The sequence below is a fragment of the Pseudomonas sp. HP_01 genome (assembly GCF_055284355.1).
This window is the reverse complement of record NZ_JBTOPV010000089.1, coordinates 49226-62792: the sequence shown is the minus strand read 5'-3', so window position 1 is coordinate 62792 and position 13567 is coordinate 49226. Positions and strand designations below refer to the sequence as shown.

The window sequence follows — 13567 nt, the reverse complement described above, 5'->3', positions numbered from 1 at the left end:
GTGGGCGGGTGGAGGCTGCATTGGCTGACGAGACCAGTGCCGCGAGATCCTGAGCCGGGTGAACGCAGCAATGCGATGACAGGGGCATGCCTGACTGTCAGTCAGGTGCAGTCCATTCCCTGGTCTGCGGCATCATCATCTACAGCGCTGTTGCTGGGGACATCGGCGTTTGTCACGCCGATTGTCACGAGGGGGAGTGCCGCAAAGCCATATGCGATCAGGGCTGCAGCAGTGTTAGAAGTGCCCGCCTCTTTCCGGATAAAGAGACGGGCACAGGTTGGCGCACACGAAATGGCCAAGCGGATAGGTTGCTGCTGGGCAGGAGGGTAGGGTAGCTGCCGCAGGGGCAATGATATTTAGTTGGCATCCATCACATGGGTAGTGACCGTACGAGCTACGGGACGCGAATCATACTTGGGGGTTGAACCACCGCGGTAGCGGCGTGACCTTTCAGGTTTCAGGCCACATTCGGCTGCCTCGGCAGCGATTGCATCTACCGGCCTACGCTTGTGGGCAATGTTCGTCAAGTAGAGCGATTTCATGTGGTTAGCGCCTGTGGATAAAAACTATCCCCCGATGGACATCAGTGGTTTTCCACAGATGACAACTGTGCCAGTGGTTTTTAATAAGGTTAGGTCCATTGAAACGGGGCGGCTTTGCCGCCTCGTTTCAATGGACCCGCGCGGAGGAGCTTGATGCGGAGCTGTGGGTAACTTCACAGCGAGTTTGAGGTGGTGGTGCGGCGGGCTACTCGGTCCTCTTGGCACTGCCAAGGCGCGTGACGTTATCGCCCGTCTGCTTGGCAAACTCATGCGGCGTCACATTATCCTCGCGGTTCGCCTCCAGAAACCGGCTCCACCAGGTCATGATCATCCGGCGTTCTTCGAGGAACTCGGCCTTGTGGGTATAAGCGGCCCGCACGTTGTTGCGTTCCTTGTGGCTCATCTGCCGCTCGATAGCCGTCTCTGACCACAGCCCGGACTCGACCAGCGCACTGCACGCCATGGCTCGGAAGCCATGACCGCAGATATCCACCTTGGTGTCGTAGCCCATCGTCCTGAGCGCTGCATTCACCGTGTTCTCGGACATCGGTTTCCACGGTTTGGCATCTCCCGCGAACACCAGCTCGAACTTGCCGGTGATCGCGTGGATCTGCTCAAGCAAGGCCACTGCTTGCGGCGATAAGGGGACAACGTGGATGTCACCGGCCATCTTTGTACCCCTTGTGGAAAAGGGCACACCATCTAGCGCTGGGCGGGTATCGGGGATTTCCCAGATGCCGCGCTTGAGGTCAAACTCGTTCCAACGGGCGATGCGCAGTTCACTGGAGCGTACGAACACGTGCAGCGATAGCATCACCGTGAGGCGCGTGAGCGGGCGACCTTTGTAGCCGTCGATACGCGCCTGTAGCTCAGGCAACCGCGATAAGGGTAGTGCGGGTCGATGTGAAACCCGTGGCATTTTGATCGAGCCATCGAGATCGTGAGCTGGGTTCGCCGTGATCAATCGCAGCCGTTTGGCTTCGCGCATGATGCTTTGCAGGTAGTTCTTGATCCTGAGCGCCACGTCGATGGTGCCGCGCTTCGTCACGGCTTCCAGTGGCTACATGAGGTCGTGGGTGTCGAGTTCAACGATTGCCCTGGCACCAAGCAAAGGGAATACGTGAGTCTTCAACCGGCTGAGTACAGTCTTGGCATGACCTGGCGCCCACTTCGGCACCATCCCGGCATACCAATCGGGCGCAACGCTTTCGAAGGTGCGGCCATTGATCACGGCTTGCACCTTGGCCTGCTGCTTGGACTGTATAGGGTCAATGCCGTTGGCGAGCTGCTGTTTGAGCTCGAAGCGCTTGCGGCGAGCGTCAGCCAGCCCGACCACTGGATAATTGCCGAGTGAAGTCAGGCCCTCGCGGCCATCGGGCTTTACGTACCTGAGCCGCCAGCCTTTGCGACCGTTGGGCTTCACGAGCAGGTAAAGGCCATCGCCGTCAAAAAGCTTGTACTCACGTTCGCGAGCCTTTGCAGTGCGGCAGGCGTTGTCGGTAAGGGGAGCCTTGTGCGAGCCATAAGGGTACTTTCCAATCGAATTGGTAGGTATCCTTAAAAGTACCCTTATTAGCGCTGGCTACCCTTGGAATCCGACGAAACCCCAAAACGAAAAAACCCGCCAGAAGGCGGGTTTTTCGGAAGTTTCAGAGATTTTAGAAGCCTTCTCTGAAACCTTGTATGGTGCCGGCACCAGGAGTCGAACCCGGGACCTACTGATTACAAGTCAGTTGCTCTACCAACTGAGCTATACCGGCGTTGTGGGCGCTGATTATAGGGATTTGATCTGGCGAGTAAAGCCCTAATTTCAGTTTTTTCGCGGCCCTTATGCCGGAAGGTGATTACCGTTATTCACAATCCGCACAAACCGAAGGCGACGATCGGTCAGATTCAGGAACCATTCTCAATCGTTCGCAAGCTACTGTTTTAGCGCCAATTTTACGCTGGCCAAAAAATGAACAAATGGTTACGTCCCCTTCAAAGCAGGATTTCCGGGCGTTCGATGGAATTTCATCAACAGACTTATCCACAGGCGCGCGCGTCAAAAAATGCTCACGGTCGCTCTGCATGAATCAGCAGATTGCGCGGGGTGACTTGGCTGTCGCAGAAGGTGCCAATGTGCACCTCGTACCCGCACTCAGTCAGATAAAGCGCGTGGTCGAGGATGAGCCACATTTCCAGCGGCCGGCGGAAGAGGTTGCGCAGCAATTCGAGATTGCGCACTTCGGCCAGACGCGCCCATCCCGCTGCTTCAAGGGCCGTCCAGTCCTGAATGCCGGGGGAGGGCAGTTGCTTGAGCTCGGCGAGGTCGCGGCAGTAGTCGGTGAAGGGTTTGTCGAGCCAGGCACTGGGCAGCGATGGCGTTGGCAGATAGTCGTCGACGCCGCGCAGCTCTCGCTGTAGCAGGTCGAAGCCGAGGCGTCGGGCCATGGAGGTGTCGCGCTGGCGGCGCACGCGGGCGCCAGCGGTGACGGTTTCGCTGAGGGGCAGGCCGAGGTCGTCGATGGAGAGCATGAGCGTGGACGCTTTGCCCTGCCGGGATATCGGGCGGTAGTGCTCGCCGGTGATGCGGTTGTAGCAGCAGGGCGCGATGGCTAGTTGTTGGCAGCGGGCGTCGCTGGCGAGGTGCATGAGGCGCACATGAAGGTCGCCGCAGGCGTGGAGGGCGACTGGCGTGTGATGCGCTTCGAGGCGCGCGCCGGCATCGGCGGCCATGACGTCTTGATGCAGATGGTCCGCGGTGATGCCCAGTTTGTCGCTGAGCTGCCGTCCTGCTTCAACCAGTTGTGGGTCGTATTCCAGGCAGGTCAGTGCTTGACCCCTATGAGCGAGGCGCCGACCGAGGTGGCCTTTGCCAGAGCACCAGTCCAGCCAGTGGGTTGGCTGTCGCTGAAAACTCAAGCGGCTGGCGAAGGCTTCGATCTGCTGCCACTTGCGGCCGGGTACGTCGACGCTCATGCGCGCTGACACGGTCTCCAGGCTGACGGGCGGCAGCGGTTCGATCTCGCTTAATGCCTTCGACTGTAAAGCCAGATGCGTAAACGGCTGTGGCGCATCGAGCTGTTCGGGGTGGTTGTGCGCAGTTTCTGCCTCTTCAAGCGAACGTTGTCGCAGCCAGCGTGACAGCTCCGGGTGCTGCGATTCCCACGGCAGATGGCGATAGGTGAAGGGTCGCGGGCGCCACAGGGCCTGATGCTCAAGCAGGAAGGCATCGAGCGCTGCGAATCGGGATTGGAATTGCGCGGGTGTGAGTGGCATTTGATTCGGGCCGTCGGGATATGCGTTGCAGCATACGGTGAATCAGGTGCCGGGCGTGATCATCAGGCAGGGCGATCTTTGGCGGCTGAGATGCCGCCTTCGCGAGCAAGCTCACTCCTACAGGTACGGGGTTTGCTGTGCGACGGCGGATGTCCCACATGAGCGGTGTTTGCTGTGCGACGGCGGATGTCCCACATGAGCGGTGTTTGCTGCGCCGCCCCTGGCGTATGGACGAAAGAGGTGGCGCCCGTTAGAGCGCGCAGAAGCTCACCGCCCTTGGCTGGCGTCCACCCTCAAATAGCGCTCAAGCAGTTTGAAGCCTTGCACCAGCACGAACGACATCACCAGGTAGATCAACCCGGCGATGAGGAAAGTCTGCTCCGGCATGTAGGTTCGCGCGTTGATGGTGCGGGCCATGCCGGTGATGTCGAGCAGGGTCACGGTGCTCGCCAGCGCGCTGGCCTTGAGCATCAGAATGACTTCGTTGCTGTATGCCGGCAGGCCGATGCGTGCGGCACGGGGCAGGATGATGTACAGCAGCGCTTTGCCTCTGGACATGCCCAGTGCGCGAGCCGCTTCGATTTCGCCTGGCGGCACGGCCTGAATGGCGCCGCGCAGGATCTCCGCGATGTAGGCGGTGGTGTGCAGCGTCATGGTCAGCGCGGCGCAGAAAAACGGGTCGCGCAGGTAAGGCCACAGCGGCCCTCTGGTGACGGCGTCGAACTGCGCCAGGCCGTAATAGACCAGAAACAGCTGCACCAGCAGCGGTGTGCCACGAAAGAAGAAGATGTAGGCGTAAGGCAGCGCCCGAACATAGGCGTTACGCGACGCGCGGGCGATGCCCAGCGGTATGGCGAGAATGAGGCCCGCAATCACCGCGACGGCGACCAGCTCCAGAGTGACGGTAGCGCCGTGCAGCAGTTTCGGCAGCCATTTGAGGACGAATTCCCAACTCATGACGCACTCCTCGCAAAACCCACCGACGCGCGTTTCTCCAGCCATGCCAGGCCGATCATCGACAGCGCGGTCATGCACAGGTACATCAGCGCCGCGACCATATAGAAGGTGAAAGGCTGCTTGGTGGACGTGACGGCGATCTGCGCGTGACGCATGACCTCTTCAAGGCCGATGACCGAGACTAGCGCGGTGTCCTTCATCAGGATCATGAACAGATTGCCGAGCCCCGGCAGCGCAATGCGCCACATCTGCGGCATCACCAGTTTGAAGAAGATCCGCGAGCGCGACATCCCCAGCGCCAAGCCGGCCTCGCGATGACCTTTCGGGATCGACAGCATGGCGCCGCGAAACACCTCGGTCGCGTAAGCGCCGAAGCACAGGCCCAGGGCAATGACGCCAGCCGCGAAAGCACTCAGCGACAGGTTCGGAATGTCGAACAGCTTGCCGATCGCCCGCATCGAGCTGACCGTGCCGAAGTAGATCAGCAACACCCACAGCAATTCGGGGATGCCGCGCACCAGTGTGGAATAGGTGCCGCCCAGCCACTGCAAGGCACGATTCGGCGAAGTCTTCGCCAGCGCCCCGAGCAGGCCGAGGACCAGCCCCAGGCACAGGGCCGACAGCGCAAGTTGGAGGGTCATCAGCATGCCGGCGGCCAGGGCCGGGCCGAATCCATAGAGATCGAAGTTCATGGCGTTGTTTGTCTAGAGGGCAGACGCCGCCGTCTGCGCGGGCAAACGGCGGCGATGGTCAGGCAGGTCAGAGGATGCTGAACGGGAAGTACTTGTCGTTGATCTTCTTGTAGGTGCCGTCGGCGATGATTTCTTTCAGGGCTTCGCTCAGCTTGTCGCGCAGCGGGTCGTCTTTGCGCACCGCGATGCCGATCTTGTCGTCAACCGGAAGCGGGTCACCTTTGAACTCGAAGCTCTGGCCTTCCTTGCCTTTGAGCCACTCGTAGCTCGCGTATTTGTCGCCAAGCAGCGCGTCGAGGCGGCCCGACGCCAGGTCGAGAAAGGCGTTTTCCTGGGAGTCGTAAAGCTTGACTGTCACGTCATCGCCCCAGTTGTCTTCCAGCCACGTGCCGGACAGGGTCGCGCGTTGGGCGCCGATGGTCTTGCCCTTCAACGTTTCCTTGATGGCGGCCAGGTCGCCGCTCAGATTCGTGGTTTTTGGCGCGACGAACTGCAGCTTGTTGGAGTAGTACGGAATGGTGAAATCCACGGCCTGCATGCGTTCTTCGGTGATCGACATCGACGAAATCAGGAAATCGAACTTCTGCGCGTTCAGCGCCGGAATGATGCCGTCCCAGTCGGACGTGACGGTTTCGCAGGTCACTTTCATCTTGGCGCACAGTGCGTTGCCAATCTCCACGTCAAAGCCCACCACCTGACCGCTGGCGTCCTTGTTGTTGAACGGCGGGTAGGCGCCCTCGATGCCCATTTTCAGGGTGTCGGCAGCAAAGGCGCTGGAGGCCATGGCCAGGGTGGCGGCAGCGGCCAACAGAATGTTTCTCAGGGTCTGCATCGATGTTGCTCCGTTAGCGATTGCTGGACATGAATTGTTTGCAGCGCGCCGACCGTGGGTCATCGAAGACCTGGTCTGGCGATCCTTGTTCTTCTATCTGCCCTTGGTGCAGGAAGATTACTTCGCTGGACACCTGGCGGGCGAAATTCATTTCGTGGGTCACCATCAGCATGGTCCGGCCTTCTTCGGCCAGGCCACGAATAACACTAAGGACTTCCTGCACCATCTCGGGATCGAGGGCAGATGTAGGCTCATCGAACAGAATGACCTTGGGCTGCATCGCCAGCGTGCGCGCAATGGCGGCACGTTGCTGCTGACCGCCCGACAACTGTGCAGGATAGGCATGACGCTTGTCGGCGATTCCCACTTTGGCCAGCAACGCTTCGGCGACTTCGGTGGCTTCAGCCTTGCTCTGCCCCAGCACTCGGCGCGGCGCCTCGGTGATGTTATCGAGGACGGTCATGTGCGGCCAGAGATTGAAATTCTGAAAGACAAAGCCGATCTCGCTGCGCAGGCGGTTGATCTGACGGTTGTCGGCGGCGATCAGTTCACCTTTGCGGGTGGCTTTGAGCTTCAGCTCTTCACCTGCCACGAGAATCTGCCCCTGATGGGGGTTCTCCAGCAGATTAATGCAGCGCAGCAGCGTCGACTTGCCTGAACCAGACGAACCCAGAATCGAGATCACGTCGCCATCGCGCGCACTCAGCGAGATGCCCTTGAGCACGTCGAGTTCGCCGTAGCGCTTGTGCAGATTGCGGATTTCCAGGGCGGGCGTGGCCTCGGCCATGTTCAGTCCTCGTATGTATGCGGTGGGCTCATCCGGTTGGCCAGTTGGACGCCGCCTGGGGGGCGCAACAGGCGCAGCGCGCGAAGGCTTATAAAGATGAGCTTGATGGGCGCCGGCTCAGTGCCGTTGCGCAAAAAGGGCGCGATGGTGCCAGCTTTAACCGCCGTGGGGAAGGGTGTTTCGGCCACGGGAGGGATCGCCGGCCATTCTAGTGCGCTTATTTGGTGCCATTTCGTCTTAAGTGTGTATTTTCGGTGCGGCCAATCGTCTCCCTCCTGTTGCGCTCGGTAACGTTTCCTACGCGGCTGGCGAATTGCTATTGCATTCATGGACTTGCGGAAATCGTCTGGAGCCGCCGTATCCCGCCGCGACGTCGTATCTGAAACATTCTGGCGCAATTCTTGCGTAAAAAATAAATAACAGACTGTTGTGTTCTCTTTACGAAGAGCCGACACGCGTCCTGATCCGTACAAAAATCCTTCTAAGGTTGGTTCCATGAGCAGTACACCCAACGCTTCAAACCTTGAACAAGGGCTCAAACCGCGGCACATCACGATGCTCTCTATCGCTGGCGTTATTGGCGCCGGCCTCTTCGTTGGCTCCGGCCACGCGATCGCCGAAGCCGGGCCGGCCGTGCTTCTGGCTTACGGCGCCGCAGGTACGCTGGTGGTGCTGGTGATGCGCATGCTGGCGGAAATGGCCGTCGCTTCGCCAGACACCGGTTCTTTTTCGACCTACGCCGACCGCGCGATCGGGCACTGGGCCGGCTTCACCATCGGCTGGTTGTACTGGTGGTTCTGGGTGCTGGTCATTCCGCTGGAAGCCAACGCCGCCGCGACCATCCTGCACGCGTGGTTCCCGAACGTTGCGATCTGGGCATTCACGCTGGTGATCACCCTGCTGCTCACCGCGACCAACCTGTTCAGCGTGAAGAACTACGGAGAGTTCGAGTTCTGGTTCGCTCTGATCAAGGTCATCGCGATCATTGGCTTTGTGCTGCTGGGCATTGCGGCGGTGTTGGGTCTGTTGCCGAACAGCCAGGTCAGCGGCGTGGGGCACCTGTACGACACGCAAGGTTTCCTGCCTAACGGCATGGGCGCGGTACTGGCGGCGATGCTGACGACCATGTTCTCGTTCATGGGCACGGAGATTGTCACCATCGCGGCGGCGGAATCGAAGAATCCTGGCGAGCAAATCACCAAGGCCACCAACTCGGTGATCTGGCGGATCTGCCTGTTCTATCTGCTTTCGATCTTCCTCGTCGTCTCGCTGGTGCCGTGGAACGACAGCCGTCTGGCTGAAGTAGGTTCGTACCAGACCGTGCTCGATCTGATGGGCATTCCGAATGCCAAGTTGATCGTCGACATTGTCGTGCTGGTCGCAGTAACCAGCTGCCTGAACTCGGCGCTGTACACGGCCTCACGCATGCTGTTTTCCCTCGGCAAACGTGGCGACGCTCCTGCTGTTTCCCAGCGCACCACCAAAGCCGGCACGCCTTACTGGGCGGTCCTGCTGTCGACCGGCGCTGCGTTTGCCGCCGTGTTCGCCAACTACGTCGCACCTGCGGCGGTGTTTGACTTCCTGCTGGCTAGCTCGGGCGCCATCGCGCTGCTGGTGTATCTGGTCATCGCCGTGTCCCAACTGCGTATGCGCCGCAAGCGTGAAGCAGCAGGCCAGGCCATCGACTTCCGCATGTGGCTGTTCCCCGGCCTGACGTGGGTGGTCATCGTATTCATCGTCGCCGTGCTGACCATCATGCTGTTCCAGGAAGGCCACCGCATGGAAATCATTGCCACCGGGCTGCTGAGCATCCTGGTCGTGGCGGCCGGTTTGATCGTGTCGAACCGTCGCAAGGCGGGGAAGGCAGGCAAGGTTGTGATGAATTGATGGGGGAGTAAGTCGGTTGTGACCGACCGCTGTTGAGAAGCCGCTATCAGGGATGATGGCGGCTTTTTTTGTGCTGATGATTGGGTCCTGAGGAGCGCGGGGATTGCTCGCGATAGTGGCCTCGCAGGCCCATCTCTATTGAATTTTGATAAGTCATCGCGGGCAAGCGCGCTCCTACACTGTTCCGCGCATTCTCCCTAACACCGACTTGCCCCGCACCTGATGCAGCACCACCGCCGCCAGATGCAGCGCCACCAACCCTGCCAACACCGCGCACAGGACGTGATGCACCTGATGCAGCTCCATCAGCGCGATCTTTGAATGGATGAGCTGTGGCAGCGGCACCAGCGCCAGCAGCATGACCGGGTGGCTCATCATCAGCACGCCGGTAATCAACACGCCGGCCACCGCCCCATAGATCGCCTTGTGCGCAGCGCTCGCCAGTCGCGCCTGAGCGTTTTTAGCGGTGGAAAATGAGGGCGCCTTGATCGCCAGCCACAACCGCCAGACAAAGAACGGAATGAAGAGGCTGGTCAGCTGCGGGTTGAACCACTCGACCCATTGCCGAATAGGGTCGCTCTGATCGAGCAAAGCCACGCCGAATCCACTGAACGTCGCCCACAGGATGACGGTGGCAGACAGCCAATGCAGGAAAATTCGGGTTCGGGAGTAAGCGCTCGTTTCGCCTGAAGACTGTTCAGGCGAAGCGGTGTTTGGAGGTGTCAAAACGGCAGCCTTTAGTTGAGAAGGAGTTGCATTCTCGTAATGGCGCAAAGCTACCGTTTTGACCGGGGTCATGTAAATCAAAAAACGCTTTTAAGAACGCCCGCCTGCACCTTTCGCATTCTTTTTCTGCAGGATCACGGACGCTTCGTTGTAGGCAGTCTGGAAGGCGTCGCTACCAATCCATTCAACGGCCGAGTCTTCATCTTCCTCATGGAAGAGCCCGCGGTAGGTAATCAGCAGGCCCATCATGAAGTCGGTCGCCGGCTCTTCGTCTTCTTCGGCGATCACCAACTCCAGCACCGGGTACTGCAGGAAGACCACGCACAGCGCCAGTAAGCTTATGGATTCGGCCTGCTTCATTGCTTCGAACAGGTCGTCGAAATCAGCAGGGTCGAAACCGTTTTCTTCGATGTCTTTGAAATCGAACGTGCTCAGGTCGATCTCTACGTCATCGAAGGGCTCGTTGACGAACGCATGGTTGAGCACCGGGTGAATGACGCTCGGCCGGGCCTTGCCGGAACGGTTCTGCTTGGCCTTGGCCTTTGCACGCTGGGCGCGTTTTTGCTGTTTGTCGGGGGAGGCCATGACGGCGGTTCCTTGTGCGGTGCAGCCATTCGCATGGCCCAGGATCATCGGGCGCGTATTGTATTCAGTCTTGAGCCGGTTCGTCGTGCTTGTTGCGGTCGACCCCCAGCATCTCCAGTGTGGATTCCATCTCGATCTCGTCGAGAACCGCGCGGAAGGCCTCGTAGAAATCATCGTCGTGGATGCGCGCACGAACGGCCGCCTCGTCCAGTCCGTGGGCCCACATCCAGTACGCGCCAAGCGTGTTCACCAGGATGTCGAGGTAGTCGTCGAAGTTGATGTCGTAGAAAGCGTGGGCAGCTATGGGACCTCTGGCAAAGGCGTCAAGCAGGTCCAGGGGCCCTTGCTGCTCGGCAAGCTTGAGCACTTCGTAATGGGCGAGTCGCTGCTCTTGAGACGGCAGTGGGGCAGGGGACTGGTAAACCTCCATCAGCAGCATTTCGTCTTCAGTGAGCGACATCTCGATGTCCTCGCCCCTGATCACCGCCGCCATCGCCTCCCGCGCTTCTTCGTCCATGGTTTCGAGGATGTCGGGCTCTACGAAATTCTTTAGCAGGGTATCGTCGTCCAACAGCGCCGCTTCGTCGTCCGACAAGAAGTCAGGCATGAAGTAATCCGGCACGATCGGGTTGACGGTCTGCGGATGCTGGCGGGCGACACGCTGCGCCTTGGCTTTGGTCTTGGCGCGCTTCGCGCGTTTCTGTTGCTTGCTGACAGATGCCATAACGGGCTCCTTGGTCGGCTCGGGTCAACGATGTTAATAAATCGCGCCCAATAAAAAACCCCTGAATCTTTCGATGCAGGGGTTTTTCGGTATTTATGGTGCCCAGAGACGGAATCGCAAGGGGCAAGTCTGATGCGAGGCTACATTTTCAATTGCTCAAACTTCCCGGGTGCTGAAAATCTCCAGGCAACCTTGAATGCCGCACCGCCCGATATCAGTTCCGCCTGCCGAACAATGGCAGGCCACCAGCGGACAAGATTTTCAGCCTTACTCCAGTAGGTTGTCTGGCCCCATTGCTTGGCAAGACAGAAAACCGGCAGGCCGCATTCTCTGAAGGCTTGCCGCTCGACGTTTCCTTTGGAGAGCTTGTCTTGTGACACCACAGCCCAACCGCGTTCGGCAGTGAGCTCGGTAATCCAGTGAATGTCACTTGTGTCGGCGGGGAATCTGTCCCTGAGCGGGATTACGACATGGCCTTCGCCTCTGCACAGCTCGTGCAAGGCTCTGGCAATGGACGGTGGAAGATTGTTATCGATCAGAAAATTCAAGCAGCAATCCTGTGCTCATAGGTCACCGCAGCGTCCACTGCCGCGGTCGGAATTTCGAAAATCACAGACACACGTTTTGCGTCCTGGCCTTCCGCCAGATAAGCCTGATAAATCGAAGCCGTATCGACACCAGCGGAGGAGAGCACCGGTTTTCCAAAGTTACGCTTCGGGTCGAGCACAATTGCCTTGCTGCGCTTGACCGGATACCAACGCTGCGCCTTTCCCTCGCCCGTGTAGTCAATGCCCTCATACAGCGAAGGCGCGATGACCTGCCTGAATGCGTACTGACGTTTCGCCAGATCCAGGATCGCCTCGTCGCCAGTCTCGTCAAACACGGTGGCGAATATGCTCCTGCCGTCAGTCTGGAATCTTCTGCAGGTGAACGGATAGTGCTGGTTAAAAATTTCCTTGGCTTGTCTTGATGCCGCGCGAATAGCTTGAAGGCTTACTCCGTGCTTTCGAAAGGCATGGACAAATCTGATCTCAAGCAGATCGTGGAAGCCAAGCAGCTTCTCGTCCCCGACACCCACTTCAGGTAGCCACAGACCGGAGTGCTCCACACCATCCGCCTTATAGCCGAACAGCCATCTGCGAATGTCCTTGGCGGGTATGCCTGTGTAGAGGGCTGCTTCTGAGGGCGTGTACACGCCGACCCCAATGAGGCGGCTCGACGTTTCGACAGTCTTCATGCACACCTCCCGTGTCCGCGGTTGCTTAAAAAAATGCATTCTGAGGTTGAACAGAGTCTCGTTCAACTGATCTTGGGCGACTGCTCAGTGGAAAATTGTAAAAAGGTGAGGGCGTGGAGGGGGGGAGTCTGATCATCGCGTTCTGCGTGCAGGGCTGCGACGCTGCCCAGGCGCTGTAGTTAATGGATTTGGCACCCAGTGAATCTTTGGGGGAGCGCTGCAATACCGGGCCTACGACGCCGAGCGTGTAAATATGGCTATCAGCGAGATTGCGGTGGCGGTAGGTGCGCTGCAGGTGTGATGGGTGAGGGAAGGTTGCCATAAAGCCTCCGATAGCTCGGTAGCGAATAGGAATACCTTGTGCCTGTCCATCCCGGCGCTGGCCACCCGCCAGGAGGTCTACCCTATCAAGCTTTATCCACGGCAGCCGATGTGTGGGTATGAGCATACCGTTGGACATACTCTGAGTTGAATCTCCCTAGCCCCGTCCAGCACCGCCGTTTTAGTCCTGCTCGATGTTCCTCCGAGGGACTACTTCACCCACTTGAGATTGAATCCATGCGAATAACTATACCGGTACTGCTTTTAGGAATGCTTGGCGCTCAATGCGCGCTGGCGGCTGGGGATGGAACGTCTGCAGTGGGCGGAGGCATAGGCGGCGCGCTCGGGAATGTCATTGGACAGCAAATGGGTGGAAGCACCGGCGCGGCGGTGGGTGCTGGTGTAGGTGGAGCCGCTGGCGGAGCTTTAGGCGCCAAAAGGGGAAGCAAGACCCAAGCGGCTATCGGCGGGGGGCTTGGATCAGCGGGTGGGTCTGTCATTGGTAACCAGTTGGGTGGCTCAACAGGGTCAACCATAGGTGCCGGCTTGGGCGGCGCTGCCGGAGGCGCAGTGGGTAGCAACTTGGCAGATGACGGCGGCAACAGCCGATCTCACGGCAAGCGACATGGGCACAAGAAAAACAAACATGATCGATAGCCCGGCGATCTGCTCCCATATCTCCAATCGAGCGATTTGAGCGACGACACAGGTGCGTTTGTCGGAGACGCCGGCCAGCACCTGGGCGTCTTCACGCATACCCGGCGCTGAGCTCAAGAATCCATTCACATCTATCCGGGCTAACAGGGGAGCGGTGGGGAGCCATTGAAAGCAAAAAGCCCGCACGAGGCGGGCTTCTTGTGTGTTTTCAGATGTGCTTGGCATCACCTGAAAACGGAAGGTGGTGCCCAGAGACGGAATCGAACCGCCGACACGGGGATTTTCAATCCCCTGCTCTACCGACTGAGCTATCTGGGCAACGGGGCGCATTAAACGTGTTTTTCAGGAGGTCGTCAAGC

The 13567-nt window shown here is 59.0% G+C and carries 13 protein-coding genes, 2 tRNA genes and 1 pseudogene; 2 read left to right on the top strand and 14 right to left on the bottom strand.

Annotation, left to right across the window (positions count from 1 at the left end; all coding sequences use genetic code 11):
• Positions 1-747: 747 nt before the first annotated feature.
• From ACYAR8_RS25055 to ACYAR8_RS25020, 8 genes and pseudogenes are all read right to left on the bottom strand, one after another.
• Positions 748-2066: pseudogene (locus tag ACYAR8_RS25055) on the bottom strand (tyrosine-type recombinase/integrase).
• Positions 2067-2226: 160 nt separating this feature from the next.
• Positions 2227-2302: transfer RNA gene (locus tag ACYAR8_RS25050), tRNA-Thr, on the bottom strand.
• A gap of 295 nt (positions 2303-2597) precedes the next feature.
• The gene (locus ACYAR8_RS25045; protein WP_463581370.1) at positions 2598-3803 is read right to left on the bottom strand and encodes a methyltransferase; all 1206 of its coding nucleotides are present in this window, start codon (positions 3801-3803) and stop codon (positions 2598-2600) included.
• 267 nt (positions 3804-4070) lie between these two features.
• Complete coding sequence (locus ACYAR8_RS25040) at positions 4071-4760, bottom strand: ABC transporter permease (RefSeq protein ID WP_463581369.1); 690 nt, start codon at positions 4758-4760, stop codon at positions 4071-4073.
• Complete coding sequence (locus ACYAR8_RS25035; protein WP_065987400.1) at positions 4757-5452, bottom strand: ABC transporter permease; 696 nt, start codon at positions 5450-5452, stop codon at positions 4757-4759. Before ACYAR8_RS25035 ends, ACYAR8_RS25040 begins: the two co-directional genes overlap by 4 nt.
• Before the next feature lie 67 nt (positions 5453-5519).
• Positions 5520-6284 (bottom strand): ABC transporter substrate-binding protein, encoded by a 765-nt coding sequence (locus ACYAR8_RS25030; RefSeq protein ID WP_074889860.1) that lies wholly within the window; start codon positions 6282-6284, stop codon positions 5520-5522.
• 13 nt (positions 6285-6297) lie between these two features.
• Entirely contained in the window at positions 6298-7071 is a 774-nt protein-coding gene (locus tag ACYAR8_RS25025) for an ABC transporter ATP-binding protein (protein ID WP_463581368.1), read from the bottom strand.
• A 2-nt stretch (positions 7072-7073) separates the two neighbouring features.
• Positions 7074-7568: a hypothetical protein gene (locus ACYAR8_RS25020; protein ID WP_146175888.1), complete on the bottom strand. Its 495-nt coding sequence runs from the start codon at positions 7566-7568 to the stop codon at positions 7074-7076.
• On the opposite strand from ACYAR8_RS25020, the gene gabP reads away from it, so the two are divergent.
• Complete coding sequence (gabP, locus tag ACYAR8_RS25015; protein WP_074889854.1) at positions 7567-8958, top strand: GABA permease; 1392 nt, start codon at positions 7567-7569, stop codon at positions 8956-8958. The genes ACYAR8_RS25020 and gabP overlap by 2 nt on opposite strands.
• Positions 8959-9132: 174 nt before the next feature.
• Here gabP and ACYAR8_RS25010 read toward each other — a convergent pair whose 3' ends face one another.
• The 5 genes from ACYAR8_RS25010 to ACYAR8_RS24990 all read right to left on the bottom strand — a co-directional run bounded on the left by ACYAR8_RS25010 (position 9133) and on the right by ACYAR8_RS24990 (position 12125).
• Positions 9133-9756 carry a cytochrome b gene (locus tag ACYAR8_RS25010; protein ID WP_463581367.1) on the bottom strand — a complete coding sequence of 208 codons (624 nt, stop codon included), beginning with the start codon at positions 9754-9756 and terminating at the stop codon, positions 9133-9135.
• 18 nt (positions 9757-9774) lie between these two features.
• Positions 9775-10269, bottom strand: coding sequence for a hypothetical protein (locus tag ACYAR8_RS25005; protein ID WP_074889851.1), 495 nt, complete (start codon positions 10267-10269; stop codon positions 9775-9777).
• Between the two features lie 64 nt (positions 10270-10333).
• Complete coding sequence (locus ACYAR8_RS25000; RefSeq protein WP_463581366.1) at positions 10334-10993, bottom strand: hypothetical protein; 660 nt, start codon at positions 10991-10993, stop codon at positions 10334-10336.
• Between the two features lie 140 nt (positions 10994-11133).
• Positions 11134-11541 carry a PIN-like domain-containing protein gene (locus ACYAR8_RS24995; RefSeq protein ID WP_463581365.1) on the bottom strand — a complete coding sequence of 136 codons (408 nt, stop codon included), beginning with the start codon at positions 11539-11541 and terminating at the stop codon, positions 11134-11136.
• Positions 11538-12125: a DUF433 domain-containing protein gene (locus ACYAR8_RS24990; RefSeq protein ID WP_175514166.1), complete on the bottom strand. Its 588-nt coding sequence runs from the start codon at positions 12123-12125 to the stop codon at positions 11538-11540. Before ACYAR8_RS24990 ends, ACYAR8_RS24995 begins: the two co-directional genes overlap by 4 nt.
• A 663-nt stretch (positions 12126-12788) precedes the next feature.
• Between ACYAR8_RS24990 and ACYAR8_RS24985 the strand changes: the two genes are divergently transcribed.
• Positions 12789-13208, top strand: a complete 420-nt coding sequence (locus ACYAR8_RS24985; protein ID WP_074889838.1) for a glycine zipper domain-containing protein — start codon at positions 12789-12791, stop codon at positions 13206-13208.
• Between the two features lie 242 nt (positions 13209-13450).
• Here the strand turns inward: ACYAR8_RS24985 and ACYAR8_RS24980 are convergent.
• Positions 13451-13526: transfer RNA gene (locus ACYAR8_RS24980), tRNA-Phe, on the bottom strand.
• Positions 13527-13567: the final 41 nt, after the last annotated feature.

Excerpts from the sequence above, each read along its gene's own strand:
- ACYAR8_RS25025 (WP_463581368.1), bottom strand. The coding sequence starts at position 7,071 with ATGGCCGAGGCCACGCCCGCCCTGGAAATCCGCAATCTGCACAAGCGC.
- ACYAR8_RS25030 (WP_074889860.1), bottom strand. The coding sequence starts at position 6,284 with ATGCAGACCCTGAGAAACATTCTGTTGGCCGCTGCCGCCACCCTGGCC.
- ACYAR8_RS24985 (WP_074889838.1), top strand. The coding sequence starts at position 12,789 with ATGCGAATAACTATACCGGTACTGCTTTTAGGAATGCTTGGCGCTCAA.
- ACYAR8_RS25000 (WP_463581366.1), bottom strand. The coding sequence starts at position 10,993 with ATGGCATCTGTCAGCAAGCAACAGAAACGCGCGAAGCGCGCCAAGACC.
- ACYAR8_RS25045 (WP_463581370.1), bottom strand. The coding sequence starts at position 3,803 with ATGCCACTCACACCCGCGCAATTCCAATCCCGATTCGCAGCGCTCGAT.
- ACYAR8_RS25010 (WP_463581367.1), bottom strand. The coding sequence starts at position 9,756 with ATGACCCCGGTCAAAACGGTAGCTTTGCGCCATTACGAGAATGCAACT.
- gabP (WP_074889854.1), top strand. The coding sequence starts at position 7,567 with ATGAGCAGTACACCCAACGCTTCAAACCTTGAACAAGGGCTCAAACCG.
- ACYAR8_RS25005 (WP_074889851.1), bottom strand. The coding sequence starts at position 10,269 with ATGGCCTCCCCCGACAAACAGCAAAAACGCGCCCAGCGTGCAAAGGCC.
- ACYAR8_RS25040 (WP_463581369.1), bottom strand. The coding sequence starts at position 4,760 with ATGAGTTGGGAATTCGTCCTCAAATGGCTGCCGAAACTGCTGCACGGC.
- ACYAR8_RS25020 (WP_146175888.1), bottom strand. The coding sequence starts at position 7,568 with ATGGAACCAACCTTAGAAGGATTTTTGTACGGATCAGGACGCGTGTCG.
- ACYAR8_RS25035 (WP_065987400.1), bottom strand. The coding sequence starts at position 5,452 with ATGAACTTCGATCTCTATGGATTCGGCCCGGCCCTGGCCGCCGGCATG.